This is a genomic window from Alkalicoccus luteus (genome assembly GCF_012034335.1).
GTDB classification, from domain to species: domain Bacteria; phylum Bacillota; class Bacilli; order Bacillales; family Salisediminibacteriaceae; genus Alkalicoccus; species Alkalicoccus luteus_A.
In genome coordinates this window covers 1-25,625 of record NZ_JAATHJ010000019.1, presented here as the reverse complement: position 1 = coordinate 25,625, position 25,625 = coordinate 1, and the positions used below count along the sequence as shown (strand labels likewise).

The following is a 25,625-nucleotide window of genomic DNA, read 5'->3' as shown; positions in this document are numbered from 1 at the left end:
GGTCTCTGCGTGGCGACAGTAACGATACTGCATACAAACGATCTTCACAGCGAGCTGGACCAGTGGCCTTCTGCCGCTGCGCTGCTGAAGCAGAAACGAAAAGAAGCAGAGGCAAGAGCAGAACACGTGCTTTTATATGATATAGGGGACCACTGTGACAGAGTTCATCCATTAACAGAAGGATTGATGGGGCGGGGAAATACTGAGCTGTTAAACGAAATGCGCTATGATGCGGTGACAATCGGCAACAATGAAGGAATCACGCTTCCTAAAAAGGCGCTGGAATCCCTTTATGAAAACGCGAATTTTGATGTGCTCGTTGCAAACCTGTTTCATCCGGATGGTTCCCGGCCTGCCTGGTGCAAGCCTTGGGAGCTGTATACGCTCCCAAACGGATACCGGCTTGCGGTCGTTGGATTAACGATTCCGTTTTATCAGTTTTACGAAGAACTGGGCTGGAAAGTGGAGGATCCGCTAAAAGAAATGGGCGGACTTCTTCCCGAAATGAAGCTGAAGGCAGACGGTATCATCTGCCTGTCTCACCTCGGCCTGCGGCTTGACCGCGAACTGGCCGAGGCATTTCCGGATATCTCGATTATTCTGGGGGCACATACGCACCACGTCCTTGAGAACGGGGAGCTTCATCATCAGACGTGGATTCATCAGTGCGGCCGTTCCGCTTCACATGTCGGCGAAATCTCGATAAAAGCAGAGCAGGGAAGTCCTGTACACGTGGAGAATATTCATACGCATGAAGTGAAGGGTGTGAAAGGAGACGGTGAAACAGGACGTCATCTGGAGCGGCTGGAGGCCGAAGCGCTGCCTCAGCTTTATCATCCGGTCGCTGAGCTTCCGGAGGCGCTGCACGTCTCCTGGTATGAACCGTCTCCGCTGACTGCTCTTGCTGCACAAGGTCTGCGGGAATGGTGCGGTGCAGACGCCGCTATGTTTAATGCGGGACTTTTATTAAACAGTCTACCTGCAGGTCAGATTACGCGGCACCATCTGCACCAGATTTGTCCGCATCCGATTAATCCGGCTGTTGTGAAAATCGAAGGAACCGACTTAAAGAAGATCATCCGCCTTTCCAATGAGGAAACAATGATTCACTACCGCCTGCGAGGCTATGGTTTTCGAGGGAAGGTGCTTGGAATGACAGCTTTTTATGGAAGGGAAGGCTTTATAAATGGAGATGCCGAGCGGTTGATTGAGGACCGCCGTATATACAGTCTGGCGGTTCCGGATTTATTCACGTTCAGTCACCTTTATCCGCTGATGAACGATCTTCATTCGAAACAGTACTTTATGCCGGAATTTTTACGTGACGTGCTTGCCTGGAAGCTGGAAACGACATATGGAAAGGCGTCACCGGTGACGAAATAAAAGGAGGATTCTCATGAAAACCTATCACGATTTATGCAGGCATGTCCTTGAGAACGGAACTGCTAAAGAAGACAGGACTGGAACGGGCACAATCAGCACGTTCGGGTACCAGATGCGCATGAACCTGGAAGAAGGCTTCCCGCTTGTGACGACAAAAAAGATGGCTGTAAAAGCGATGATTTACGAGCTACTCTGGTTTATCAAGGGCGATACGAATGTGAAGTACCTGCAGAATAACGGCGTGCGAATCTGGAACGAGTGGGCCGGGGAAGACGGAGATCTCGGACCGGTATACGGCAGACAGTGGAGAAGCTGGCCGGCACCGGACGGCAGACAGATCGACCAGCTCCGGAACGTGATTGAAACGATCAAAACAAATCCGGATTCACGGCGGATGGTCGTCAACGCCTGGAACGTTGGCGAGCTAGACCAGATGGCGCTTGCGCCGTGTCACTGCCTGTTTCAATTTTATGTGGCAGACGGAAAGCTCTCCTGTCAGCTCTATCAGCGTTCGGCAGACGTGTTTCTCGGGGTGCCGTTTAATATCGGCTCCTATTCTCTGCTGACGATGATGATTGCCCAGGAATGCGGTTTGAAGCCTGGAGATTTCGTGCATACGTTTGGAGATGTACACATCTACAACAATCACGTGGAGCAGGTGAAAGAGCAGCTGTCCCGTGACCCGCGTCCACTGCCTGTCATGACGCTAAATCCGGACGTGAAGCGAATCGAAGACTTCACGTTTGACGACTTTGAGCTGTCCGGCTATGATCCGCACCCGGCAATTAAAGGGAAGGTATCGGTATGATTTCGATGATTGCAGCGATGGACCGCGGCAGAGTCATCGGCAAAGACGGGGGCATGCCTTGGAGCCTTCCGGGAGATCTGGCCTTTTTTAAAGCGACGACGCTCCATAAAACAGTCGTGATGGGAAGGAAAACGTTTGAATCGATCGGCAGACCGCTTCCGAAACGGCGAAATATCGTCCTGACGCGAAACAGCTCGTTTTCGCATGAAGGAATCGAAGCGCTCAGTGACATGAACGAGATCCTCGCGCTTGCAGCGGAAGACGAAGAAGTCGTCATTATGGGCGGAGCAGAGCTGTACGAAATGTTTCTTCCCTATGCGGCACGAATGTACCTGACGCGAATTGATGCCGAATTTGAAGGGGATACGTTCTTTCCTGCATTCGACGAAAAGGAGTGGGCCGTGACGGCAGAAAAAACCGGTCAGACGGATGAAAAAAATCAGCATCCTCACACTTTTCAGACTTTGGAGAGAGTGGTTGATGACGGGCAAAATCTGTGATATGATTCCACAGTCATAATGAATATTTGGTAGATACCTCACGTCACGTGAGGTGGAGGAGCAGCTGCGATCAGTACTGAATCCGAGTCCGGCAGGGCAGGGACGATTCAGGAAAGGCAAAGCTGCCGAAGCGAATGGACTGCCGGTCTGTTCAGCTGGGGCTTTATTGAACAAATAAAGCACTGTCACAGGGAACTGTGGAGAGCTGCCTGACGGAGGAATCAACTGTGATACAAAGAGCAGGGGCTTCCCCTGCTCTTTTTGTATGGATAAAAGGGAGGATGACGAACGTGGAACATGGTATTTTATCACTGCTGCCGCCGGTGCTCGCACTCGTACTCGTATTAATTACAAAGCGTGTGCTGCTGTCACTTGGAGCAGGGATTATTGTCGGTGCGCTGATGGTGCATCAGACAGAGGATATGTTTGTAAATGCGGCAATTGCCGATATAGCAGGAACCGTTACGTCTATATTCTGGACAGCTGACGGAGTGAATACGTGGGAATTTTACATCATCCTGTTTCTCTTTCTGCTCGGCATGATCGCAGCCTTGATCACGATCACCGGTGGCGGCCGTGCATTTGGCGAATGGGCGCTTGCGCGTGTGAAAACCCGGGCAGGAGCACAGTTCACTGCTGGTTTTCTTGGCATCATCATCTTTATCGACGATTATTTCAACAGCCTGACTGTTGGAAACGTGAGCAGGCCGCTGACGGACCGGCACCGTATCTCGAGGGCAAAGCTTGCTTACGTCGTCGATTCGACAGCAGCGCCGATGTGTGTCATTTCACCAGTGTCCAGCTGGGGAGCGTACATCATTACGATCATCGGCGGGATTCTGGCCACTCACGGTGTAGCTCAGTACGGCTCGCTGCAGGCTTTTCTAATGATTGCACCGATGAACTTCTATGCGGTATTTGCGATTATCGCCGTATTTGCCGTCGCCTACTGGAAGCTGGACATTGGGCCGATGCGCACGCATGAACACCGGGCAATGGAGACAGGCGAACTGGTGGACCGCTCCCGCGGGGCTATTCCCGGCGAAAACGAAGAGACTGTTCCGCAAACGGATGGGAAGGTTGCCGATCTGGTTATCCCGATTTTAATTCTCATTGGTGCAACCGTTCTGTTTATGGTGATCACTGGCATCCAGGGAACCGAAGGAGACGCCGGACTTCTGGCCATATTTGAAAACACAGACGTCGCAGCCGCCCTCCTGTACGGCGGATTAATCAGCTTCGCCTCTGCGCTGATTCTTGCTTTCGTCCGCCGCATCCGGGTCTCTCAAATCGGTCTCGGGCTTTGGAGCGGTGTGAAGTCGATGCTTCCTGCCGTTTATATTCTCGTGTTTGCATGGACGATTATTGAAGTCATTGATGCGCTTGGGACAGGAGAATATTTGGCATCGCAGGTGGATACATTTATTCCAGCAGCGCTGCTTCCGGTTCTGCTCTTTGTACTGGCAGGGTTCATGGCGTTTAGCACAGGGACATCCTGGGGCACGTTTGCCATCATGCTTCCGATTGCAGGCGACATCGCTGCAGCTGTCGATATCACGCTGATGCTGCCGGTGCTCGCAGCTGTTCTGGCAGGCTCGATCTTTGGCGATCACTGCTCGCCAATTTCAGATACGACGATTCTTTCTTCAGCCGGTGCAGGAAGTCATCATATCGATCACGTACTGACACAGCTGCCGTATGCGCTGTTAATTGGTATCACAGCCTGCGGCTCGTTCCTCGTACTCGGTCTGACCGGCAGTACGCTGCTCGGACTGGCTACGGGAGCCGCACTGCTGGCACTGCTTCTGTTTGCAGTTCGAATCTACACCAAGCGCTTGGATAACAGTTCAGCTGCAGTATCCTAAGCTGAAGCTCATTTACTACAGAGTGTCTTTCCGTCTCATAGCGGGAAGACACTCTTTTTTGACGTGTAAGGAGGATGGAAGAAGAATGGAGCATGTACGAAGTGGTTTAGTGTGCGCCATTCTTTCCTGGGTGGAATCATTTATACGCGCGTGTATACATTATGAGAAAAAAATAATTAAATTTCTGCAGGAGATTCGCAAATCGTGTAGAAAACCGTCGAAAACGTTGATATATCAACGAAAATTTCAATTTTCTACATAAAAGAAATATTCAGAAAAGTCTTTGACAATTTTCCATTATATAATTATAATGAAATAGCAAAGAAGCCTTTTTTTGATTAATTATGGAAATCGATAAGGAGGGAAGTATCAGGGGGAGATCATACGAATAGAGTGCCATGGTTCGATAAATAGAGAGGGAGGGATTTCATCGTGGTTACCAATCAACGTGAACAATTTGCTACAAAACTTGGCTTTATCCTTGCGGCAGTTGGGTCCGCTGTCGGACTCGGAAACATCTGGCGCTTTTCCTATGTCGCCGGCGAAAGCGGGGGTGCCGCTTTTCTGCTCATTTATGTGCTGTGTATCTTCCTGATCGGTCTGCCGGTTCTGCTTGCGGAATTTTCTGTCGGACGCCGCGGTCAGTCTGATGTAGTCGGTTCCTACAACAATATTGCTCCAGGGAAACCATGGGTCATCGGTGGTATTCTTGGGGTTCTGACATCCTTTTTGATTTTGTCCTTTTACGGCGTTATCGCCGGCTGGGTCGTGTACTACTTTTTCGCCTATCTGACGGGACAGGCAACTGGTGTCGGGGAAGGCAATTATGCTGATTTCTTCGTTACCTTTATCGGCGGAGCTACAGCACCGGTCGTCTGGCAGGTCATTTTCATGGCGCTTGTGCTCGGTATCGTCTTCTTTGGAGTAAAGAAGGGGATCGAGCTGTCAAACAAAATCTTTATGCCGCTCCTTGCCATTATTCTTATTTTCCTTGCTGTTTACAGCCTCACGCTTGACGGCGCAGGAGAAGGTCTTGCCTTCCTCTTCACACCGGACTGGTCCGCGTTTGCTGAGCCTGGTGTATGGTCTTCAGCTGTCGGCCAGGCGTTCTTTACGCTCTCACTCGGTATGGGAGCAATGATCACTTACAGCAGCTATCTGTCGCGTGAAGCGAATCTGACAACTGCAGCAGGAAGTGTTGTCACGCTCGATACGTTGTTTGCAATTGTCGCTGGTATCGTGATTTTCCCAGCTGTGTTCACGTTCGCTAACGTAGAGCCGGATGCAGGTCCTGGATTGATCTTTATCGTGCTTCCGGAAGTCTTCAACCAGATGGGCGGAGCAGGAACAATCTTTGCGATCTTCTTCTTCTTCCTGGTTGCAATCGCTGCGCTTTCTTCTGCGATTTCCCTGCTGGAGGTAAGCGTATCGTATGTGATGCGACAGCTGAACTGGAATCGTCGGAAAGCAACGCTGCTTGCAGGTATTGCGGTTACCGTATTCGGTATTCCGTCGGCACTCAGTCAGGGCGGACCGCTCACGTTCGAATTTTTCGGACTGCCGTTCCTGGATCTGATCGACACAGTTACGGATCAGTATACGCTTCCGCTGGCCGGAATGATCGTAGCGCTCTTTGTCGGCTGGGGCTGGAACCAGGTTGATGCTCTGAAGGAAACAGGTCTGACGAATTCACCATTCGGCGTTCTCTGGCTCTGGTTGCTTCGCATCGTCGCGCCGCTCGGAATCGCCTGGATCCTGTTCCAAAACATTTTCGGAGCTTAAACACTACTGAAAAAACTGGTATTGAACGAGTTTATTTCATGAGAGCAGCCCATATTTAGGGGGCTGCTTTTTTTATAGTAACCTCCAGCTTCAGGAGTTTTTCACTTTACTAGGCTTTCAGCGGGACACTCATTTTCACACGAAGCGCTATCACGGTGACCTGATGGAGCAGGTTACGGAGGATGGTGCAGGAAAAAGGAACGAGTTCTTGCATAAATCACACCTCGTACCTTGGAGAAGAATGCATTATTATGGTAAAGTAATAATGAATCTAATGAAGGGGCGTGAGCTTCTATGGCGAAGCAGGAGGAGTATCTGCGCAAGCCCGAGTGGTTAAAGATAAAGCTGAATACGAATGAGTCTTATAAAGGGTTAAAAAAGCTGATGCGGGAAAAACGTCTTCATACAGTGTGTGAAGAAGCAAAATGTCCGAATATCCACGAGTGCTGGGCAGAACGTAAAACGGCAACATTTATGATTTTAGGAGATATCTGCACGAGAGCCTGCCGGTTCTGTGCCGTAAAAACAGGTCTCCCGAACGAGCTTGACTGGGATGAGCCGCAGCGAGTAGCGGAATCCGTTCAGGTAATGGGACTGAAGCACGTTGTTATTACAGCTGTAGCGCGCGATGATCTTCGTGACGGCGGAGCCGCTGTGTTTGCCGAAACGGTCCGTCAAGTCCGCGCCATGAATCCCGGTACGAGCATTGAAGTGCTGCCTTCTGACATGGGTGGTAAAGAAGAGAACGTCAAAACGCTGATTGATGCGAAGCCGGAAATTTTCAACCATAATATTGAAACAGTCCGCAGTCTGACGCCGCGTGTACGTGCACGAGCCACATACGACCGTACGCTCGGTGTACTAAAAAAGGCGAAGGAGCTGGACCCGACGATCCCGACAAAGTCGAGCCTCATGATCGGCCTCGGTGAAACGAAGGAAGAAATCATTGAAGTGATGGACGATCTTCGCGCAGCTGATGTTGATATTATGACAATCGGACAGTACCTGCAGCCGACGAAGTCTCATTTGAAAATCAAAAAATACTGGACGCCTGAAGAATTTGCAGAGCTGAAAGAAATTGCGCTCTCAAAAGGGTTCAAGCACTGTGAGGCAGGACCGCTTGTCCGTTCCTCTTATCATGCAGATGAACAGGTGAACGCAGCGCAGGCGAACGCCTGAGTAAGCAACATTAACTCAGACATCAGACAGGGAGGTGAAGCCGTTGATTACAATATCAGGAAATACGTATGAAATCGTAGAAGACGTACGGGACGGCTGGGACGAAGAAGCATTTAAAAACCGTTACAGCGATATTTTAAATAAGTATGACTATATCGTAGGAGACTGGGGATATGAGCAGCTCCGTCTGAAGGGCTTCTTTGAGGAGCAGCATCGTAAATCGTCTCCTGATACGAAGATCAGCTTTCTGCAGGAGTATATCTATGAATATTGTAATTTTGGCTGCGCCTACTTCGTCTTGCGAAAAACGAAGGCTAAAGAAAAGGGAAGCTCTGAAAGCAAACAGGAAGCAGAGCAAGTATAATAAAAGCACGTCCGGATACCGATTCCGGACGTGCTTTAGTTGCTATTCGGTTTCCTGAAGATGCGGCTTGCGGTTAAGGCGGTGGTGGGCTTTAATAAAGCGCACGGTACCTGTTTTCGCCCGCATCACGATCGTGTCGGTTTCCACAAGATCCTGACCAAGAAAGCGGACCCCCTCCAACAGCTCGCCGCTTGAAACACCGGTAGCAGCAAAGATGGCATCTTCTCCTTTTACAAGATCGTCCAGTCCAAGCAGGCAGCGCGGATCCTTCAGCCCCATACTGACACACCGCTCATACTCGTCGTCGTTGTGAGGAACGAGCCTGGCCTGCATATCCCCGCCGAGCGCTTTGATCGCAGCGGCTGAAATAACACCTTCCGGCGCGCCGCCGGTTCCGACAAACAAATCAATACCGGTTCTGGGCATGACTGTCGCAATGGAAGCGCCGACGTCCCCGTCACCAAACAGCTTGACGCGAGCTCCTTTTTCCTGAACACGGCGGACGAGATCGCTATGCCGCTCCCGTTCCTGAATGATGACTGTCATATCACGGACGCGCTTATCATTCATTTTTGCGACGATGTCAATTGTCTTTTCAATCGGATCATCCAGCCTGACCAGACCTGCCGCTTCCGGACCGACAACGAGCTTTTCCATATACATATCAGGTGCATGAAGCAGGGTCCCCCGATCACCGACGGCAATAACGGCCATGGCATTTGGATGACCTTTTGCCACGATATTCGTGCCTTCAAGCGGATCGACGGCAATATCGACTTCCGGGCCGTTCCCGGTGCCGAGCTTTTCGCCTATGTAAAGCATAGGAGCCTCATCCAGCTCCCCTTCCCCGATTACAACAGTTCCGTTCATATTGACGGAATCAAACATGCTTCTCATCGCTGTCGTAGCTGCATCGTCCGCCTCGTTCTTCAATCCTCGTCCCATCCATTGAGCAGAAGCAAGTGCCGCAGCTTCCGTCACCCGTACGACTTCCAGTGCCAGTTCTCTGTCCATTCTCATTCCTCCAAATCATTCATAAAAACATGTATAATAGAGTCGTTATGTAAATCCTTACTTATAGTATCAAACAATACATACAAATTAAACGATATTCAGGCAATAAATGATGAATATTTCGGTTAAACGCTTTCAATGTGACATACTAATTAAGGAGGCAAGGTTATGTATTTTGTAGATCGGAAGCTGATAGAAGAACGGCTTCAGTATATAGAGACACTAACAGATTATCTTTACAGCGATTCGCGAACCGACACCACAGCTGGAAAGCTTGCGTTTGAGCGGGCTGCTCACATGACGGTCGAAACGATGATGGATGTCGGCAATCAGATGATTGACGGATTTATCATGCGCGATCCCGGGAGCTTTGAAGACATTGTGGCGATCCTGCTTGATGAAAAAGTCGTGACAAAAGAAGAAGCAGACAGCATTGAAAAGCTGCTTCCGCTTCGTAAAAAGCTATTACAGGATTATACGAGAACGAATTGGGAGGAGCTTACGACGATGGCTGATGCAGGAAAACAGGCGGTTGAGTCCTTTCCAAGCCGTGTTCGGACGTACCTGACAAACGAGCTGGGCCCTGTCTCCGCTTTCCTGCCCGAGGAAGAGGATCGGTCATGAAGCAGTTCACCGGTTACCTGCTGGACCTTGATGGCACGATGTACCGCGGTACAGAGAGAATCGATGCTGGGAAGCGGCTCGTGGACCGGCTTGCAGATGCGGGCATTCCCTATTTATTTGTGACGAACAATTCGTCGAAAACGCCGGAGCAGATCGCGGAGAAACTGCAGGAAATGGAGATTAAAGCAGAACCGTCGCAGGTGATGACGTCGGCAGAAGCATGTGCTTCGTATTTAAAGCGCAAGCACGGTGAACTGAATGTGTATGCGATCGGTGAACATGGTCTGCTGACGGCACTTGAGTCGGAAGGACATACCCGTGTAAGTGAAAAGGCAGATGCTGTCGTGATGGGGATCGACCGCCAGCTGACGTATGAAAAATTGGCAGACGCCTGTTTGCAGGTGAGGAATGGAGCGAAGTTCGTTTCTACAAATGCGGATAAGGCGGTCCCGACCGAGCGGGGGATGCTGCCCGGTAATGGTTCTCTCACATCCGTCGTTCACGTTTCCACCGGCGTGGAGCCGCTGTTTATCGGCAAGCCGGAGGCGATCATTATGGAAGAGGCGATGAAGCGTCTCGGCACGGATCCTTCCTTAACGGTCATGGTAGGAGATAATTATGAAACGGATATCATGGCAGGAATGCGTGCAGGCATTGCCACACTGCTCGTATTTTCTGGTTTCACGAGGCCGGAAGACCGGGCATGGCAGGTAAAGAGACCTGATTTTACGGTCACGACCCTTGACGATTGGAGTGTGTAAACGACATGACCAGACCTTATGTATACGTGACGAGAAAGCTTCCTGACGAACACCTGGAGTCGCTGCGGGAACATGCGGAAGTGGAATGCTGGGAGAAAGCGGATGAGCCTGTTCCGCGGAACATTCTGCTTGAAAAAGCAGCCGGAGCAGATGCGCTGCTGACGATGCTGAGTGATCAAGTGGATACAGAACTGCTCGAGCAAGCACCTAACCTGAAGGCAGCTGCGAATCTGGCGGTCGGGTTCGACAATATCGATGTCGATGCTTGCAGCAGGTATGGCGTTGTTGTCTGCAACACACCAGACGTGCTGACGGAGGCGACAGCTGATCTGGGATTTGCGCTTCTGATGGCCTCAGCGCGCAGGATGACAGAAGCTGAGCAGTATATAAAAGACGACAAATGGACGCAGTGGGGACCTTACATGTTTGCGGGAGCAGATGTTTACGGAGCTTCTTTGGGCATCATCGGTATGGGTCGAATCGGGGAAGCGGTAGCTGCACGAGCTTCCGGCTTCCGGATGAAGGTGAGCTACAACACACGTACCCGGAGAAAGCAGGCCGAGAACGAACTCGGTGTCACGTACCAGGATAAAGAAACGTTATTGAAGGAAAGTGATTTTGTTATGCTGACGGCACCGCTGACCCCGGAGACGAAGCATATGATCGGCCGCAATGAACTTGCACTCATGAAGCCGGAAGCACATTTAATTAATATCGGACGAGGACCTCTGGTGGACGAACAAGCGCTGTACGAAGCTCTAAAAAATAAGGAGCTTGCCGGAGCCGGACTTGACGTTTTTGAAGAGGAGCCGATACGCGCATCGCATCCATTGCTCGAGCTGCCTCAGGTGACTGCACTTCCTCATATCGGAAGTGCGACGACCAGTACACGAAATGAAATGATCCGGCTGGCTGCCCGTAACATAGCGGGGGTACTGAGCGGGGAGGGAGCTTTGACGCAGGTTAACGGTGCAGAAACACAATAACAAAAGAAAAAACGCTGCCTGTAACGGCAGCGTTTTTTTATGCGGTATGTGAGTTAGAATACCTGTTCAAGCTCGGTGAAGCCTGGCACTTCTTCAAGAAGGGCACGCTCAATACCAGCTTTTAGTGTGATTGTCGAACTTGGGCATGAACCGCAGGCGCCCATCAGACGAACTTTGACCACACCTTCTTCAATATCTACGAGCTCTACGTCACCGCCATCACGAAGAAGGAACGGACGCAGTTTATCGAGTACTTCCTGAACTTGTGACTCCATTGTATCTGTTGTCATAACATACACTCCTTTCCTTTGTTCCCATTATAGTATTAGTCAGTTTAAAAATCTATGTATGAGGCTTAAAATCTTTCCGACTTGTTTTGGGAAATGGTAAAATGAAGGCAGGAAAGGGAGTGGGAAGGCATGAAAGTAACCGTATACGGGGCCGAGCAGAAATGTGCCAGCTGTATCCACCTGCCGAGCGCGAAAGAGACGATGGAATGGCTCGAGGCCGCTGTGTCGAGAAAGTATCCGGACCGGGAGATACATTTTCGTTACGTGGATATAGAAGCACCGGAATCCGATGAAGAAAAATCGTATGCTGAACGAATTTTAGACGACGAATATTTCTACCCGCTCGTCGTATTAAATGGAAAAGTCATTGCAGAAGGAGACCCGCGGCTGCCGCAAGTGTATAAATCGATCGAACAAGCACATCCCGAATAAAAGATATCATTGATGCCATACACTCGAATTTGTTGACAGACTGACGCACCGGCTCCTTGCTGGTGCGTTTTTCAAAGTTATTAAAACGGATTATTTACTCGTATACAGTTGAATGGATTCATCTTCGCATGGTTGGTTTTTGAATGAAATACGTTCAGATAACCTGCCAGCTTGAACAGTAACGGTAGTCGAAGGGAAAGCAGCTTAACGCCATGTGAAAGGAACGTAACGGCGAGTAATAGGAACACAGCAGCGAGCAAACGCAGCGGACGCAACTTAACAGAGCGTTATAACGAATAAAACAACGTAAGCCCTCTTAATAGGAACGTAAAACCGTTCGAAAGCAACTTTCACCGCCAGCCAGAATATCAGGCCAGTACCCGTTTTTCTCGAATGAAGCCGACGAGGAAGCTTTCGGCTTGAACAGCGAGAGGCAGCAGCCTTAAAAAACTTCCTTGCTGCCTTTATCAACACATCAAAGAACGCACCGGCAGTGAGCGGGTGCGTTCTTCTGCTTACGTGCTAAAACGCTGCTGTGGATCAGGAGCCTGAATGATGCTTGTACATCCAGAGCACGCCTGATTTGAGTACGCGCGGTACGCGGCCGATCAGCTGACGTTCACCCATGAGGCCGAAGCCGTGCTTTTTGCCAAGTGATCCAAGGACGCCCTTAAGCTTCATTTTTGGCATCGTCTCCGGATACGGCTGGCCGTTCCACTTGTGACGGAGCAGAACAGCAATCTGATCTCCTTGCGCTTCTGCCAGCTGGGCGCTTGGAGCATGATCAGAGGCAGCGCAGTCGCCGACCATGAAAACATTATCGAATCCGGGAATCGTATGGTACTTTGTCACATGGACACGGCCGATCCGGTCCGTTTCAAGGTTGTGCCGCTCGGAAATGTCGCGCACGAGCTTGTTCGGCTGAATCCCGGCTGTCCAAATGATGGCATCGAGTTCTTCCGGTTCTCCGTGGTTATACAGTGTTTTCCAGTCCACCTCTGTGATATTGGCCCGATTGATAATGGTAATGTTATTATCAATAAACCAGTCCGTCACATAGTTGTACAGCTTGGGAGGAAACATGGATAAAATGTTTTCACCGCGGTCATAAAGACGAATGTCGAGGTCAGTGCGGCTTTCACGAAGCTCGCTTGCTGTTTCAACACCGCTTAATCCGCCGCCTACAATGGCAACTTTTCCGCCATGAGGCACGTTTTGAATGATCTGGTTTGTTTTTCGCGCACGGCGCATACTTTGAATGCTGAGTGTTTTTTCCTGGGCTCCGGGTACACCGTGATGCTTGTCTTCGCATCCGAGCCCGATGAGGAGGTCATCGTAGGAGAGGACGGTACCGGATTTGAGTTCTACTTTTTGTGCGTCAATATCAATCGATGTGACGGTTTCGCAGAGATGCTCGATACGGTCGTCGTCCGGAAAAGGAATCCGCAGGTGTCTGTCTGCCACTGTACCTGCTGCCAGTGCATAAAACTCGGTCTTTAAACTATGATACGCTTCCCGCTCGACCAGAGTTATTTTAACATCGTTCACTTCTTTATCGGCTAATAATCTCTGGATGACGCGAAGCCCTCCGTAGCCACCACCTAATACAACAAGATGATGCACGGGATCACCCCTTTCCATCGTGCAAAAGGAGAAAAAACGGCTGCACATCGCTTCTCTCTTCTGAACTTAGTTAATTATTTTCAACACCAGTATCAATATACCAGTTTTTAATGGTAACTACAATAAATAGTGAAAGCGTTTTAACTGCCGGTCCAGCTTCTGTGAAACATCATTGTTGACAAATGACAGGGCAGGGACGTAGCATATACAAAGATACAACAGCTGTGAGGTGAGAAAGTATGAAACCAATCATTGAATTTTGCGTCAGCAACCTCGCCAGCGGAACCCAGCAAGTGATGGAGGAGCTCGAAAAAGACCCGGATCTTGATGTCATCGAATACGGCTGCCTGAGCTACTGCGGCATGTGCGCTCGTAATCGCTATGCGCTTGTAAACGGTGATATGGTCGTTGGAGATACGAACGATGAACTCCTTCAGAATATATATCAGCACCTCGAAGAAAACCCAATGTTTTGATGAGGGGGTACAGCACTGGTGAAAATAATTCCATTCGACCATACATGGCCATATGAGGTGCAGATGGGGGACATTTACGTAGATGAATGTCCGTACTGCGGTGCATACAGCGTTTTGACGCACATGAAGCAGGCGACGTTGAAGCGTGCGCGTGACGGCATTAAAACGCGGTTGAATCTGCCCTGCTGCCGCAGCACGATGGTGATATTGGAAGCTGATGACGACTACTTCTGGGCGGACGAACCGCTGCGAAAAGCATAAAGCATGAGAAAAGACCGGTACTGGAATTCTCCAGACCGGTCTTTTTTTAGTAAGTTTTAATGACGTTGTAAAAGGTATCGCGCTCCACCGGTGTTTTGCCGGCGCCTTTAATCATGTGTACAAGCTCGCTGCGCGTCAGGCTCTGAGAAGTCAGTGCGCCAACAGAGTGTGAAATGCGCTCTTCGATAAGCGTCCCGTGAATGTCCGAGCTTCCGAAAGTAAGCGACATCTGCGTGAGCTGAACTCCGATGTTAATCCAATACGCTTTAATATGATCGAAGTTGTCCAGCATTAAACGGCTGATCGCAACGGTGCGGAGATCATCATAGGCAGACGTGCGTCGCTTCAGACCGGCTGTTGCTTTACGCGGCTGCATCGCCAGTGGAATAAATACCATGAATCCGTTTGTTTTATCCTGCAGCTGGCGGAGACGATCCATGTGAATCAGGCGCTCCTCTTTCGACTCAATGGAACCGTAAAGCATCGTTGCGTGTGTTTTCATACCAAGATCATGGGCAATTTCATGTGCCTCGAGCCACTGATCTGTCGATGCTTTATCCGGGCTCATCTTCGCGCGGTAGTTCTCCGTCAGAATTTCAGCGCCTCCGCCTGGAAGCGTATCAAGTCCGGCTTCCTGGAGCTGTTCAAGCACCTGGCGCATCGTCTGATTCGAATGGCGGGCAAAGAACTCAATCTCTGCTCCGGTATAGGCTTTGATGGTCACGTTCGGATAGTGTTTTTTAAGTGTGCGGACCGTGTTCAGGTAGTAATCGAACGGAACATCGGTGTTATGGCCGCCAACGATGTGAAATTCCTGGATGTTGTCATTCCAGCGCTTCTGAACGTAATCAAGAAGCTCTTCTTCGTGCATCGTGTAGGCGCCTTCTTCACCCGGTTTACGCTTGAAGCCGCAAAACGCACAGCTTGCTTCACAGACGTTGGTCGGGTTTATATACAAATTCTCGATAAAATAAACATTGTTTCCATTGATGCGGTCGTTAACCATGTTGGCCATCTGAGCTACGCCAAGCAGATCCGGCGTCTCATAAAGCTTCAACCCGTCTTCGATCGTCAAACGTTCTCCGCGCTCTATCTTTTCCCGTATCTCATGCAGCTGATCATCCATTATGATCGTACTCATTATCTCAATCCCCTGCCTTTTGTAAAATGACACGTACATGCGCTTCGCAGTACGAAACTTCTTTCATTCTATCACCTTCCGTGACGGGTTGCCAAACAGAACTGCTGAACGGCACATTTGCCGACGAGGGGGGACTGCTGATATACTTAATACACAATAAAGCTATATAGAGGAGGAATCCGCATGATTACCATTACAGAAGCAGCGACTGCTCAAATCAAAACGATGATGGAGCAGAATGACGAGGCTAATTATATGCGTGTCGGCGTTCAGGGCGGCGGATGCACCGGTCTTTCCTACGGGATGGGATTTGAATCTGACGTGCACGATGACGATCAGACGCTTGAAGTGAACGAGATTAAGCTCGTCGTCGATAACGAAAGTGCGCCAATGCTTGACGGCGTTACGATTGATTATAAAACGAACATGATGGGCGGCGGATTTACACTCGACAATCCAAACGCCATTGCCAACTGCGGATGCGGGGCGTCTTTCCGCACAGCGACAAACGCAGGCACACCTGAAAACTGTTAATAGACAAAATGAAGAGCGATTCCAAACTGGAATCGCTCTTTCAGACTGTGGATAAAGTCATTTTACGTGCATAAGATTGCATCTGCCTGTATCTGCGGACCCTCGCTTTCCGGAGGGAACGGGCTCAGCTAACCGCTTCCTTCTTCCGTCGGAAGCGCTGGATCTTCTCCTCGTTCTGATCCTCTCGGAGTCGAGGCCCTTCGATGTCGGCATCTGCAGTGCGTGTCACGTGCCTGGTTAGGACTGCACGATCGGCTTCCGTACAGGATAGAACCTTCCCGATGAGACGTTTCAATGTTGAATAGGGGTGTCCGTACTTCCTAGAAATCATGATACACGTAAAAAAGCAGTCGCGTCTGTCGTGACGTTGTTCTCCACGAAGCAGAGCCGTTTTCCCGATGTGTCTGGCGGAGACGCCAGTGGAAGCCGCGCAGTCTGAAGATCCTTTCTCAGGGGTCACCCTGAGAAATAGCTGAAGGCCAGCCCACGGCAAGCTTCCGCCGGTGAGTAGAGGGGAAATACAATCAAACGAATAAACATGTAAGTTGAAAGGCTTTTTCAACAGCCTGGAAGAGCGATTCCAAACTGGAATCGCTCTTTTTAGTGCGAAGACGGTATAGCTGCTACAGAGTTTGGCTCCGATGTGAAGAGCGTCTGTTCAACAAATAAAAAACCCGCCCTGACTATAGGCGGGTTCGAATTTTGTTAAAAGAGGCTTGTGCTGTGGCCGGCTGTCGCTTTCGCTTTCGGGTCTACTAGCACCTTCGCCTTGTTTACCGCGGTAGGGGCTTCCCCAAAGCCTGTGGCGATCAGCTTCGCTTTGCCGTCATACGTGACGATGTCACCGACACCGTAGATGCCTTCGATATTTGTCTCTGTATTGGAATCGACGACGATTGAATTCTTTTCAATATTCAGCCCCCACGTTTTGATCGGACCGAGGTTTGAAACGAATCCGTAGTTGACGATGAGCGAATCAATATCGACCTGCTCCGTAACTTCGCCGTCTTTATGCTTGAGCGTAACGCTCTTGATCTTTCCGTCTTCTACATGCAGCTCTTCCACGCTGAACGGAGTTTTGATGTTGATTTTCTCGGAATCCTCCATCTGGCTGACACTGTGCTCATGCGCCCGGAACTTATCGCGCCGATGGACAATCGTGACCTCTTCAGCAATATCCTCGAGCATCAGCGTCCAGTCAACGGCTGAATCTCCACCGCCGGCAAGCACAACGCGGTCACCTGCAAATTGATTAATATCGTTAACAAAGTAGTGCAGGTTAGCATCCTCAAACTGCTCGGCACCTTCGATTTTCAGGCGGCGCGGCTGGAAGGCACCCACTCCTGCTGCAATAACGACTGTTTTCGTATAATGTTCCTCTTTATCCGTGCGAAGTGTAAAGATTCCTTCAGCATCCTTCTCAATGTCCTGTACAGACTGATCAAGAACAACCTCCGGATCGAACTGCATTGCCTGGTCTGTTAAGTTATCGACAAGTTCCTGAGCACGGACTTTCGGATATCCGGCAACATCATAAATGTACTTTTCCGGATACAGCGCGGACAGCTGTCCGCCGAGCTGTGGCATGGCTTCAATGATCTTCACGTTCATTTGTCGAAGTCCTGCATAAAATGCCGTATATAATCCGACGGGGCCGCCGCCGATTATCGTTATATCATATACTTCCCGTTCGTGTGACACGTTCATCAGCACCTCCGTGTTATTGATTGTACGAACCTATTATAGACGCTATGCGGATGAAAGAAAAGGCGCCTGCCTGCAAAACAGCGCTTTTCTTGAACGAACAAGCCGGAAACGTTAGAATAGACACTATAGATGAAATAGTTCAGACAATGTTCAAAAAGTAGTTGAAATGCGGCTTTAAACGTCCTATGATTGTAGAGGGTTTTACCTTAACATGGATGAATCACGTGCAGCTCATCTTCAACTGCGTTTCTTTTTGCCATAGTACGTGAATAAAATCACATTCTATTGATCTTCTTCTCTTACTTGCAGAGCGGGAGATGAAGCTGTAAATTATTCGACTGGAGTGAGTGGAATGAAGAGTAAGCCGAAAATAGTCATTCTCGGTGCCGGGTACGGCGGTATGATCGTAGCAGCCCGCCTGCAGAAATCAACGGTCGTAAAAGATGCGGAAGTTACGCTTGTTAACAAGCATAACTACCATTATCAGACGACGTGGCTGCACGAACCGGCAGCAGGAACGATGCATCATGACCAGACTCGCATGAAGATCGATGACGTTATTGATACGAAAAAGATTAACTTTATTAAAGATTCTGTCGTGGAAATTAAGCGCGACGAAAAGAAAGTAGTATTAAAGGACTCTGTACTTGATTACGATTATCTTGTATTAGGCCTCGGTTCCATACCGGAAACGTTCGGTATCCCGGGTGTCCAGGAACACGCCTTTTCCATTCGCAGCGTGAACTCTGTCCGTCTCATTAAAGAGCACATTGATTATCAGTTTGCGAGCTACAACAAGCAGGATGAGAAATTTGATGAAACACTGACATTCGTTGTTGCAGGCGCAGGCTTCACCGGAATCGAATTTGTCGGAGAAATGACGGACAGAATTCCTGAGCTCTGTGAAGAATACGACATTCCGCGCGACAAGGTCCGCCTGATTTCAGTAGAGGCAGCACCGACAGCACTTCCAGGCTTTGATGAAGAGCTGGTTGAGTACGCGATGAACGTACTGGAGTCCCGCGGTGTGGAATTCATGATCAATACGCCGATTAAGGAAGTACGCGAAAACAGCGTTGTACTCAACGATGATTCTGAAATCAAAACGAATACAATTGTCTGGACGACGGGCGTGCGCGGCAACCCTGTGGTAGACAATTCCGGATTCGATGCAATGCGCGGCCGTATTAAAGTAACAGACGATCTCCGAAGCCCGGAGAACGATGACATTTTCGTTATCGGCGACTGCGCGCTTATTATCAATGAAGAAACAGAGCGGCCTTACCCTCCAACAGCCCAGATTGCGATTCAGCAGGCATACACGACTGCGAACAACCTGAAGGCACTCGTTGAAGGAAAGAAAGAGCTTGAGACATTTAAGCCTGACATAAAAGGAACCGTAGCCTCACTCGGCGGAAAAGAAGCGATCGGTGTGGTAGGCAAGCGTAAAATTTACGGCAATTCGGCATCTGTTGTGAAAAAGATGATCGATAACCACTATCTGTTCCTTCTTGGCGGCATGCCGCTTGTCATTAAAAAAGGAAAGCTTAAAATGTTCTAAACAATATACAAGCAGAAGGGCTGTCCGCCAGACGGGCAGCCCTTTTTTACGTGAGGCAGGGGCAAAGCTTTTCATCAGCCGGAATGGCACTTTCCTGACACCAAGGCAACAATCGCTGTGGAAAGCTAAACGGAAATAACGTGAAAATATGCGAAAAAACTATTATGTTGCAGGAAAAGAATGATGATTACGCTTACATGAACGCTTTTAAGCGATAAAGAAGTTTTGTCTTTGTCAGATTATCTGATATATTATCAGAAATATCAGATAATTATAAAAGGAGAGATAGATGATGTACCAGCGTAAGCATACGAAACGAACGCAGTGTCCATATTGCTCGGGTAAAGGATATTATCAGCTGCTGCTTGGCGGTACGGAAACGTGTCCAGCCTGCGGGGGGTCCGGAAGACCTCAATAAGTAGCTGGTGATTGACGTTTCGCTTTCGATTCAGTACACTGATTCTGACTGAAAGAAAGGGGAACATCACCGTGCTATCCATTCCACAGCTCATTATTGCTGTTCTGCTCTATTTTGTTTTGTTTTTTGGAATTGGCTTTATTTTGAATATGCTTCTCCGTTCCACGTGGGTGATGGCTGTGCTTTACCCGATTGTCATCATTTTTCTTGTTACGGATATCGGTTTTTTCAGTGTATTTACGTCACCGGTTAATACGCTGTCAAGTGTCGGGGGCAGCCTGGCTTCGCTGGCACTGTCCGACATTGTTATTCTGTCAGCAGGGATGATCGGCGCCATTCTGGCCGGTATTGCGATTCGTATGCTGCGGGTGAGAGGTTACCAGATGTTTTAAATGCACAAAAAACGGATCGGGCGGCTGCCCGGTCCGTTTTTATTAGATGTGCATATACTGCGGCTCTTTTATACCGGGAAGATCATGTAAAATGTAATTGAGATGACAACCCCGAGCAAGCCACCGAAAAATACTTCGATCGGCTGATGGCCGAGAAGTTCTTTCAGTTCGTTCCGCTTCTCTTCAGCCTGCTTATCAGGCCAATGCTTCATTTCCTCGCTGAACTTATTAAAATCGGTTACAAGCTGATTCACGACAGTAGCCTGATAACCAGCGTGGCGTCGAATTCCTGTTGCGTCAAACATGACGATAATGCCAAAAATTGCTGAAATAGCAAAGTAGGGGGAATCGAACCCGTATTCAATAGCCAAAGCGGTAGCCAGGGCGGTTACAGCCCCGGAATGCGAACTCGGCATGCCGCCTGTACTCGTTAAGAGCTCCCACTCGACTTTACGTGTGGCAATGTACTGCAGCGGCACTTTAATAAACTGCGCGAATCCGATTGTAAAGAGTGCGATTAACAGCGGGATATTTGCGAAAAACTCCATCGGGCGGATCGTCCTTTCTCCGTTTCAGCATCGCTGGACTTTGTACAGTTTAGTATACCACAAGGGCCCTGTGCAAAAACGAGGCTTTCTTTGATTGATCAAAAAACGAAGAATGCGGAACAAATGTTTAAAAAGATGTCAGATCGGGAATTTGGCAATCAAGGCGGCATGTGCCTGAATTGTACGTTGTGGACAGATGTCTCATCGTAAGTCGTTCTGAGCAGGTAATTTGGCTGAAAAACGCGACATACCGATTTTGTGGTGTCGACAGGCTTGTATTATCCTATTTAATAGGAGTACTGACGGTACTTTCGGGCATGCTCTACATACTATATAGGTACCGTGAGTTTAAAGGAAACAACATCAAACTTGTTTCCTTTCTTCTTTTTAGAAGGAAATAGGGAGCTCCAGAGCGAAATACTATGCATGAAAGTAGAAGGGGGGATGGGCATTTGAAAAAGGGTATGCAATGGCTTGGAGCTGCATTGATAGCAGTGTGGGGAGTGGTGCGAAAAGGACTGCTCTTTCTGGACTCGGCGCTCCATTCGGTTGAACTGTTCATTTTGAAGTGGTCGATTATTGCGATTTCCGTCCTGACGTTTGGAAATGTTATTTACCGGATGGTCACAGGAGACAGCTGGTTTTTTGCAGCAGAGCTGAGCAGACTTTCTGTTATCGTGGCGAGCTTTATTGGAATCAGCTATGCCGCACGTAAGGGACGGCATATCAGCATGTCGGCATTTTTTGATCTTTCACCTCGGAAAGTTAAGAAAACCCTTGCTATCATCATTCCGTTTGTTACTGCAATCGTTCTGTTTGCAGTCGGATACTATGCGGTACTTTACACGCACGGTATTTACGTTAGCGGGAGAACGACTGCTGCAATCGGATTTCCTTTCTGGCTGATGGTAGTCGCTATTCCAATCGGATGCTTCCTCGGAGGGATTCAGTTTTTACGGAATATGTGGATTAACCTCGTTAATAAAGAAATCTATCTTGCCCAGGACAAAAAAGACTATAGTGAACAGTAAAGCCGCATAAGAGGCAGAGAGGAACATGCTATGCTTTGGACATTATTAGGGGTCATGGTGCTTCTGCTCCTGCTGGGCTTTCCAATGATGATACCGCTCATTGCAGGACCGCTCATCATCATCCTCTTTTTCATGGATGGACTTGAGCCGACCATCATGATCCAGCAGATGGTGGAAGGGATATCTTCCTATGTACTGATTGCCGTCCCGCTGTTTATCTTCGCGGCAGACATCATGACGTCAGGGCGCACCTCCCAAAAGCTTCTGGACTTTGTTGGCGCCTTCGTCGGACATCTTCGCGGCGGGTATGCAATTACGACGGCCGCAGCTTGTACGATGTTTGGTTCCATCTCAGGGTCAACCCAGGCGACTGTTGTCGCGATCGGTAAACCGATGCGCGAGCGTCTGCTGAAGGTAGGGTACAAAGATTCCAGTGCAATCGCGCTTATTATTAACTCGAGTGACGTGGCGCTGCTTATTCCGCCAAGTATCGGAATGATCATTTATGCACTCGTGGCAGATGCCTCAGTAGGGGATCTGTTTATTGCAGGTATCGGACCTGGTGTACTTATTTTTATCTTTTTCGCTGTTTATTCTTATATTTACGCAAAGATTTTTAACATACCGCTCGCTCCAAAACTGCCTTGGAAAGACAGAGGGGACGTCACCTTAAAAGCACTTCTGCCTCTCGGGTTTCCTATCATTATTATCGGTGGTATTTATACGGGGCAGTTTACGCCGACCGAGGCAGCTGGAGTATCCGTGTTGTACGCACTGATTCTGGAAGTGTTCATTTTCCGCTCTATTAAACTGACGGAAATACCGAATATCGCTTTATCTTCCGGGATTGTAACAGCAGCGGTTTTTGTGCTCGTTGCAGGAGGCCAGGCGTTCTCGTGGGTCATCTCGTTTGCCCGTATTCCGGGAATGCTGACAGACGCCGTTCTGCCGGCGGATCCGACTGCGCTCAACGTGCTGATTATCGTTGCAATCTTTTTCTTTATCGGATGTATGTTTGTCGACCCGATCGTCGTCATTCTCATTTTGACACCAATTTTTGCACCAATCGCAACAGCTGCAGGAGTCGATCCGATTCACCTCGGTGTCGTTATCGTTTTCCAGGCAGCACTAGGTTCGGCTACGCCGCCGTTCGGGGTGGATATCTTCACCGCCAGTGCGGTGTTCAACAAGTCCTATCTGGACGTTATCAGGGGGACACCGCCTTACATTATCATGCTGTTGATTATTTCAGTGCTTGTTATACTGTTTGAAGATATTTCTCTCTTCCTGCTGAATATCTTTTAATCAGCAGGAAGAGCAGGGAGTATTTTTAAAATATTAACTACATTTTATTTGGGGGTATTTACTTTATGATGAAAAAGACTGGACTGATTACAGGTGCTCTGTCGCTTAGTCTTGTACTTGCTGCCTGCGGCGGCAATGATGAAGGGAACGTAAACGAAGACAACAACGGCGCAGACAACAATGCCGGCGGAGATGAGGAAGCAGCAGATGGGGAAGCAGCTGACGTTGAGCCGCAGCAGTGGCGCTTTGTCGTAGAAGAAACACAGGGGCAGGTGCAGTACGTTTACGCTGAAGAATTTGCAGAGCTTGTCAGTGAAAAATCAGATGGTGCACTTGAGATTGATGTATATGAGTTTGGTGCACTCGGCAGTGAGGTCGACCAGGTTGAACAGCTGACGGACGGCATTGTGGAGTTTGCTATTATTTCTCCAGGTTTCACGGGTACGCTTGTGCCGGAAGGAAATATTTTCGCACTTCAGTTTCTCTTCACTGATGATCAGGAAGTTAATCAGGATATTCTGAATGAATCAGAAGCAATTAACGAGCATCTTGCAGCCCGTTACGAAGAGCAGGGCATAATGCCGCTCTCATTCTGGACAGAGGGTGCTATGCAGTGGACTGGTAACTCAGAGCTGCGCACGCCGGATGACTTTCAGGGATTCCAGATGCGTACACAGGAATCTCCTTTAATTCTTGAATCCTACCGTGCCTACGGTGCCAGCCCGACAGCAATGAGCTGGGGCGAGCTGTACACAGGTCTTCAGCAGGGAGCCGTTGATGGGCAGGAGAATCCAATCTTCTTTATTGCAGACGCAAACTTTAACGAAGTTCAGGATCACATGACGATTTCAAATCACAACATGTATGTCACGATGACGACCGTTAACCCGGATTTCTACAACGGTCTGGATGATGCAACACGTGATATCATTGATGAAGCAACGGAAGAAATGCGTCAGCGTGGATTTGATATTCAAGAAGAGCAGAACGAGGAATTTCTCGCTCAAATTGAAGATGACGATGAGAACCCAACTGAAATCTACGAGCTTTCTGAAGATGAGCGCGATGCCTTCCGTGAGTTGGCAATCCCGGTTCGAGACATCTACCGCGATGAAGAAGGCGGCGAAGAGGGTGAAATGATCCTCGATATGCTTGAAGAAGAAATTGCGGATATGTCCGGTGAAGATCCAACAGAGACCGATGGCGATACAGAAGAAAACGAAGACGAAGAATAAACGTAAAAAGCCTCGCGATCCTTTTAGGAACGCGAGGCTTTATTTTGGTTCAGGCGGCTTTTCGAAGGGCGGGTCTGGAGGTGTGATGCGGCTTCAGTTTGACAGCGAGGGCCGCTGTGAAGAACACGAGAATAAAATCTTTAATGAAAAAAGGTATCATCCCGGCAGCGACTGCCCAAAACGCAAGATCAGGCACGCCAAGAATAAACGTAGAGTGTAAGTAGACGTAAGGGACGCCTATTCCATAGTTTGCCGCGAGCCCGGCAAGGCCTGCCGTGAAGTAGACCGCCTTCGTGCTTGAAGCTGAACGGTCTGAGATCAACCCTGTGACAAAGGCGATAACCGGAAAGGATAAAATGAAGCCGAACGTAGGGGAGGCGAGTGCCGCCATCCCGCTGGAGAAACCAGCAAACACTGGAGCACCTGCGGCACCGAGCAGAATATAGCCGATAATTGCAAACGTACCGAGCTTTCTGCCTAAAATAAGACCGGCGAGAACTGCGACGACTGTTTGAAAGGTGAGCGGGACCGCGCCGATTGTAACGATAGCGGCCATGTTTGCGCCGATTGCCATCAGCGCAATGAACATCGCAGCAAAGGTGATAGCACGCGCTTTCGAATAATGCTTCATTAGTAAACACTCCTTTAAGATAATTTGTTAACCAAAATAAATATGTAAGGTTAACAAAAGAGTAAGACGAAAGCTGAACTTTGTCAATTCTTTCTTTCATCATTCAGGTGAAGAAGGTGATGAGGGTGATGAAACATAGGTATAAAGCTTTCGTGGGTCGCCCGCAGAATTAATTCAGCATCATACAGTAAAAATGTAAACGAGGCGATGCATTGTATAAGAGTCTGGTTTATTGTGCGGAAGAACTTCAATCTGCAGGTTGCGGCTGTTTATCCGGATCGCTGCTCGTGTCAACAGTGTATTTAATATAGGAGTGAGATCTTCTTTCACCAGTGGCATCAGCCTTGAAATATGTTTTTGTGGATAAAGAGCGTATAGAATGCCTTCTTGGACAAAACATAAGGGTACAAGGAAAATCTGCTAAATCATTATTGACTTTCCATCTTACAGCTATTAGAATATGAAAGGTCGTCAAAACGGCAACATTTACTCATTCAAAAAAGAGTAGAAAAAAATAATATAATCTATTGCGAGCCAGATATTATCGTGATATATTATTAACTGTCGCTCAAGACGGAGCGCGAAAACACAGCGTTTTTCTTGATAAAAAGTTATTGACGGCTAATCATCATAAATGCTATGATTAAAAAGTCGCCAAAACGAGCGGCGCCAAGCAATACGGCCCTTTGAAAACTAAACAAAAGACGAGAAGAAGGAAAGAGAATGAATCATTCTCTGTCAATTTTTGAAATACAGGAATCTTTAGCCAGATTC

Annotated in this window: 27 protein-coding genes and 1 riboswitch; of the genes, 20 read left to right on the top strand and 7 right to left on the bottom strand. The window is 48.8% G+C overall.

All coding sequences use genetic code 11. From position 1 onward, the window contains the following. The first annotated feature begins 9 nt into the window (after positions 1 to 9). The 7 genes from HCN83_RS11990 to HCN83_RS11960 all read left to right on the top strand — a co-directional run bounded on the left by HCN83_RS11990 (position 10) and on the right by HCN83_RS11960 (position 7,881). The gene (locus tag HCN83_RS11990) at positions 10 to 1,383 is read left to right on the top strand and encodes a 5'-nucleotidase C-terminal domain-containing protein (protein WP_168007611.1); all 1,374 of its coding nucleotides are present in this window, start codon (positions 10 to 12) and stop codon (positions 1,381 to 1,383) included. A gap of 13 nt (positions 1,384 to 1,396) precedes the next feature. After that, positions 1,397 to 2,191, top strand: coding sequence for a thymidylate synthase (locus HCN83_RS11985; RefSeq protein WP_168007609.1), 795 nt, complete (start codon positions 1,397 to 1,399; stop codon positions 2,189 to 2,191). Next, complete coding sequence (folA, locus tag HCN83_RS11980) at positions 2,188 to 2,691, top strand: type 3 dihydrofolate reductase (protein ID WP_168007607.1); 504 nt, start codon at positions 2,188 to 2,190, stop codon at positions 2,689 to 2,691. The genes HCN83_RS11985 and folA overlap by 4 nt, the downstream gene beginning before the upstream one ends. Positions 2,692 to 2,736: 45 nt before the next feature. Continuing rightward, positions 2,737 to 2,907, top strand: a riboswitch (Lysine riboswitch). Between the two features lie 74 nt (positions 2,908 to 2,981). Further along, the gene (locus HCN83_RS11975) at positions 2,982 to 4,556 is read left to right on the top strand and encodes a Na+/H+ antiporter NhaC family protein (protein WP_168007605.1); all 1,575 of its coding nucleotides are present in this window, start codon (positions 2,982 to 2,984) and stop codon (positions 4,554 to 4,556) included. Between the two features lie 429 nt (positions 4,557 to 4,985). Further along, on the top strand, positions 4,986 to 6,338 hold the full coding sequence (locus tag HCN83_RS11970) for a sodium-dependent transporter (protein ID WP_425483622.1): 1,353 nt from the start codon (positions 4,986 to 4,988) through the stop codon (positions 6,336 to 6,338). A gap of 294 nt (positions 6,339 to 6,632) precedes the next feature. Next, positions 6,633 to 7,517, top strand: a complete 885-nt coding sequence (gene lipA / locus HCN83_RS11965; RefSeq protein WP_168007601.1) for a lipoyl synthase — start codon at positions 6,633 to 6,635, stop codon at positions 7,515 to 7,517. A gap of 43 nt (positions 7,518 to 7,560) precedes the next feature. Next, positions 7,561 to 7,881, top strand: coding sequence for a YutD family protein (locus HCN83_RS11960; protein ID WP_168007599.1), 321 nt, complete (start codon positions 7,561 to 7,563; stop codon positions 7,879 to 7,881). A gap of 42 nt (positions 7,882 to 7,923) precedes the next feature. Here the strand turns inward: HCN83_RS11960 and glpX are convergent, their stop codons facing one another. Continuing rightward, complete coding sequence (gene glpX, locus HCN83_RS11955) at positions 7,924 to 8,895, bottom strand: class II fructose-bisphosphatase (protein ID WP_168007597.1); 972 nt, start codon at positions 8,893 to 8,895, stop codon at positions 7,924 to 7,926. A gap of 168 nt (positions 8,896 to 9,063) precedes the next feature. On the opposite strand from glpX, the gene HCN83_RS11950 reads away from it, so the two are divergent. Genes HCN83_RS11950 through HCN83_RS11940 form a run of 3 tightly spaced genes read left to right on the top strand, consistent with a single transcriptional unit; the run spans position 9,064 to position 11,266 of the window. Continuing rightward, positions 9,064 to 9,519 carry a DUF86 domain-containing protein gene (locus HCN83_RS11950; RefSeq protein WP_168007595.1) on the top strand — a complete coding sequence of 152 codons (456 nt, stop codon included), beginning with the start codon at positions 9,064 to 9,066 and terminating at the stop codon, positions 9,517 to 9,519. Next, on the top strand, positions 9,516 to 10,280 hold the full coding sequence (locus HCN83_RS11945) for a TIGR01457 family HAD-type hydrolase (protein WP_168007593.1): 765 nt from the start codon (positions 9,516 to 9,518) through the stop codon (positions 10,278 to 10,280). Before HCN83_RS11950 ends, HCN83_RS11945 begins: the two co-directional genes overlap by 4 nt. Positions 10,281 to 10,285: 5 nt before the next feature. After that, positions 10,286 to 11,266 (top strand): 2-hydroxyacid dehydrogenase, encoded by a 981-nt coding sequence (locus HCN83_RS11940; protein ID WP_168007591.1) that lies wholly within the window; start codon positions 10,286 to 10,288, stop codon positions 11,264 to 11,266. Between the two features lie 53 nt (positions 11,267 to 11,319). On the opposite strand, the gene HCN83_RS11935 is transcribed toward HCN83_RS11940, so the two are convergent. Continuing rightward, positions 11,320 to 11,556 carry a NifU family protein gene (locus tag HCN83_RS11935; RefSeq protein ID WP_168007589.1) on the bottom strand — a complete coding sequence of 79 codons (237 nt, stop codon included), beginning with the start codon at positions 11,554 to 11,556 and terminating at the stop codon, positions 11,320 to 11,322. 129 nt (positions 11,557 to 11,685) lie between these two features. Here HCN83_RS11935 and HCN83_RS11930 point away from each other — a divergent pair, with 129 nt between their 5' ends. Continuing rightward, positions 11,686 to 11,988, top strand: a complete 303-nt coding sequence (locus HCN83_RS11930) for a YuzD family protein (protein WP_168007587.1) — start codon at positions 11,686 to 11,688, stop codon at positions 11,986 to 11,988. 540 nt (positions 11,989 to 12,528) lie between these two features. Here HCN83_RS11930 and HCN83_RS11925 read toward each other — a convergent pair. Next, positions 12,529 to 13,611 (bottom strand): FAD-dependent oxidoreductase, encoded by a 1,083-nt coding sequence (locus tag HCN83_RS11925; RefSeq protein WP_168007585.1) that lies wholly within the window; start codon positions 13,609 to 13,611, stop codon positions 12,529 to 12,531. A gap of 239 nt (positions 13,612 to 13,850) precedes the next feature. Here HCN83_RS11925 and HCN83_RS11920 point away from each other — a divergent pair, with 239 nt between their 5' ends. Next, entirely contained in the window at positions 13,851 to 14,087 is a 237-nt protein-coding gene (locus HCN83_RS11920; RefSeq protein ID WP_168007583.1) for a YuzB family protein, read from the top strand. An 18-nt stretch (positions 14,088 to 14,105) separates the two neighbouring features. Further along, on the top strand, positions 14,106 to 14,348 hold the full coding sequence (locus HCN83_RS11915) for a hypothetical protein (RefSeq protein WP_168007581.1): 243 nt from the start codon (positions 14,106 to 14,108) through the stop codon (positions 14,346 to 14,348). 46 nt (positions 14,349 to 14,394) lie between these two features. On the opposite strand, the gene mqnE is transcribed toward HCN83_RS11915, so the two are convergent. Next, the gene (mqnE, locus tag HCN83_RS11910; RefSeq protein ID WP_168007579.1) at positions 14,395 to 15,489 is read right to left on the bottom strand and encodes an aminofutalosine synthase MqnE; all 1,095 of its coding nucleotides are present in this window, start codon (positions 15,487 to 15,489) and stop codon (positions 14,395 to 14,397) included. A gap of 183 nt (positions 15,490 to 15,672) precedes the next feature. Between mqnE and HCN83_RS11905 the strand changes: the two genes are divergently transcribed. Further along, on the top strand, positions 15,673 to 16,023 hold the full coding sequence (locus tag HCN83_RS11905) for a HesB/IscA family protein (RefSeq protein WP_168007577.1): 351 nt from the start codon (positions 15,673 to 15,675) through the stop codon (positions 16,021 to 16,023). A 705-nt stretch (positions 16,024 to 16,728) separates the two neighbouring features. On the opposite strand, the gene HCN83_RS11900 is transcribed toward HCN83_RS11905, so the two are convergent. Beyond that, positions 16,729 to 17,724: an FAD-dependent oxidoreductase gene (locus tag HCN83_RS11900; protein ID WP_168007674.1), complete on the bottom strand. Its 996-nt coding sequence runs from the start codon at positions 17,722 to 17,724 to the stop codon at positions 16,729 to 16,731. A gap of 358 nt (positions 17,725 to 18,082) precedes the next feature. On the opposite strand from HCN83_RS11900, the gene HCN83_RS11895 reads away from it, so the two are divergent. The 3 genes from HCN83_RS11895 (at position 18,083) to HCN83_RS11885 (ending at position 20,101) form a co-directional block, all read left to right on the top strand. Further along, on the top strand, positions 18,083 to 19,291 hold the full coding sequence (locus HCN83_RS11895) for an NAD(P)/FAD-dependent oxidoreductase (protein WP_168007575.1): 1,209 nt from the start codon (positions 18,083 to 18,085) through the stop codon (positions 19,289 to 19,291). 292 nt (positions 19,292 to 19,583) lie between these two features. Beyond that, on the top strand, positions 19,584 to 19,709 hold the full coding sequence (locus HCN83_RS11890) for a YuiA family protein (protein WP_168007574.1): 126 nt from the start codon (positions 19,584 to 19,586) through the stop codon (positions 19,707 to 19,709). A gap of 71 nt (positions 19,710 to 19,780) precedes the next feature. Then, positions 19,781 to 20,101, top strand: coding sequence for a YuiB family protein (locus HCN83_RS11885; protein ID WP_168007573.1), 321 nt, complete (start codon positions 19,781 to 19,783; stop codon positions 20,099 to 20,101). 68 nt (positions 20,102 to 20,169) lie between these two features. Here the strand turns inward: HCN83_RS11885 and HCN83_RS11880 are convergent, their stop codons facing one another. Beyond that, positions 20,170 to 20,649 carry a divergent PAP2 family protein gene (locus HCN83_RS11880; RefSeq protein WP_168007572.1) on the bottom strand — a complete coding sequence of 160 codons (480 nt, stop codon included), beginning with the start codon at positions 20,647 to 20,649 and terminating at the stop codon, positions 20,170 to 20,172. A gap of 452 nt (positions 20,650 to 21,101) precedes the next feature. On the opposite strand from HCN83_RS11880, the gene HCN83_RS11875 reads away from it, so the two are divergent. The 3 genes from HCN83_RS11875 to HCN83_RS11865 all read left to right on the top strand — a co-directional run bounded on the left by HCN83_RS11875 (position 21,102) and on the right by HCN83_RS11865 (position 24,220). Then, positions 21,102 to 21,680 carry a TRAP transporter small permease gene (locus tag HCN83_RS11875; RefSeq protein ID WP_246238217.1) on the top strand — a complete coding sequence of 193 codons (579 nt, stop codon included), beginning with the start codon at positions 21,102 to 21,104 and terminating at the stop codon, positions 21,678 to 21,680. A 30-nt stretch (positions 21,681 to 21,710) separates the two neighbouring features. After that, positions 21,711 to 22,985 carry a TRAP transporter large permease gene (locus tag HCN83_RS11870; protein WP_168007571.1) on the top strand — a complete coding sequence of 425 codons (1,275 nt, stop codon included), beginning with the start codon at positions 21,711 to 21,713 and terminating at the stop codon, positions 22,983 to 22,985. A gap of 65 nt (positions 22,986 to 23,050) precedes the next feature. After that, positions 23,051 to 24,220, top strand: coding sequence for a DctP family TRAP transporter solute-binding subunit (locus HCN83_RS11865; protein ID WP_168007570.1), 1,170 nt, complete (start codon positions 23,051 to 23,053; stop codon positions 24,218 to 24,220). 49 nt (positions 24,221 to 24,269) lie between these two features. On the opposite strand, the gene HCN83_RS11860 is transcribed toward HCN83_RS11865, so the two are convergent. Then, positions 24,270 to 24,851, bottom strand: a complete 582-nt coding sequence (locus tag HCN83_RS11860) for a biotin transporter BioY (RefSeq protein ID WP_168007569.1) — start codon at positions 24,849 to 24,851, stop codon at positions 24,270 to 24,272. Positions 24,852 to 25,625 lie beyond the last annotated feature (774 nt).

What these genes read in the sequence shown, in the direction of transcription:
- HCN83_RS11935 (WP_168007589.1), bottom strand. Translation starts at nt 11,556, where the DNA reads ATGACAACAGATACAATGGAGTCACAAGTTCAGGAAGTACTCGATAAA.
- HCN83_RS11895 (WP_168007575.1), top strand. Translation starts at nt 18,083, where the DNA reads ATGAAGAGTAAGCCGAAAATAGTCATTCTCGGTGCCGGGTACGGCGGT.
- HCN83_RS11950 (WP_168007595.1), top strand. Translation starts at nt 9,064, where the DNA reads ATGTATTTTGTAGATCGGAAGCTGATAGAAGAACGGCTTCAGTATATA.
- HCN83_RS11865 (WP_168007570.1), top strand. Translation starts at nt 23,051, where the DNA reads ATGATGAAAAAGACTGGACTGATTACAGGTGCTCTGTCGCTTAGTCTT.
- folA (WP_168007607.1), top strand. Translation starts at nt 2,188, where the DNA reads ATGATTTCGATGATTGCAGCGATGGACCGCGGCAGAGTCATCGGCAAA.
- HCN83_RS11920 (WP_168007583.1), top strand. Translation starts at nt 13,851, where the DNA reads ATGAAACCAATCATTGAATTTTGCGTCAGCAACCTCGCCAGCGGAACC.
- HCN83_RS11860 (WP_168007569.1), bottom strand. Translation starts at nt 24,851, where the DNA reads ATGAAGCATTATTCGAAAGCGCGTGCTATCACCTTTGCTGCGATGTTC.
- HCN83_RS11905 (WP_168007577.1), top strand. Translation starts at nt 15,673, where the DNA reads ATGATTACCATTACAGAAGCAGCGACTGCTCAAATCAAAACGATGATG.
- HCN83_RS11985 (WP_168007609.1), top strand. Translation starts at nt 1,397, where the DNA reads ATGAAAACCTATCACGATTTATGCAGGCATGTCCTTGAGAACGGAACT.
- glpX (WP_168007597.1), bottom strand. Translation starts at nt 8,895, where the DNA reads ATGGACAGAGAACTGGCACTGGAAGTCGTACGGGTGACGGAAGCTGCG.
- HCN83_RS11890 (WP_168007574.1), top strand. Translation starts at nt 19,584, where the DNA reads ATGTACCAGCGTAAGCATACGAAACGAACGCAGTGTCCATATTGCTCG.
- HCN83_RS11870 (WP_168007571.1), top strand. Translation starts at nt 21,711, where the DNA reads ATGCTTTGGACATTATTAGGGGTCATGGTGCTTCTGCTCCTGCTGGGC.
- HCN83_RS11930 (WP_168007587.1), top strand. Translation starts at nt 11,686, where the DNA reads ATGAAAGTAACCGTATACGGGGCCGAGCAGAAATGTGCCAGCTGTATC.
- lipA (WP_168007601.1), top strand. Translation starts at nt 6,633, where the DNA reads ATGGCGAAGCAGGAGGAGTATCTGCGCAAGCCCGAGTGGTTAAAGATA.
- HCN83_RS11940 (WP_168007591.1), top strand. Translation starts at nt 10,286, where the DNA reads ATGACCAGACCTTATGTATACGTGACGAGAAAGCTTCCTGACGAACAC.
- HCN83_RS11945 (WP_168007593.1), top strand. Translation starts at nt 9,516, where the DNA reads ATGAAGCAGTTCACCGGTTACCTGCTGGACCTTGATGGCACGATGTAC.
- HCN83_RS11880 (WP_168007572.1), bottom strand. Translation starts at nt 20,649, where the DNA reads ATGGAGTTTTTCGCAAATATCCCGCTGTTAATCGCACTCTTTACAATC.
- mqnE (WP_168007579.1), bottom strand. Translation starts at nt 15,489, where the DNA reads ATGAGTACGATCATAATGGATGATCAGCTGCATGAGATACGGGAAAAG.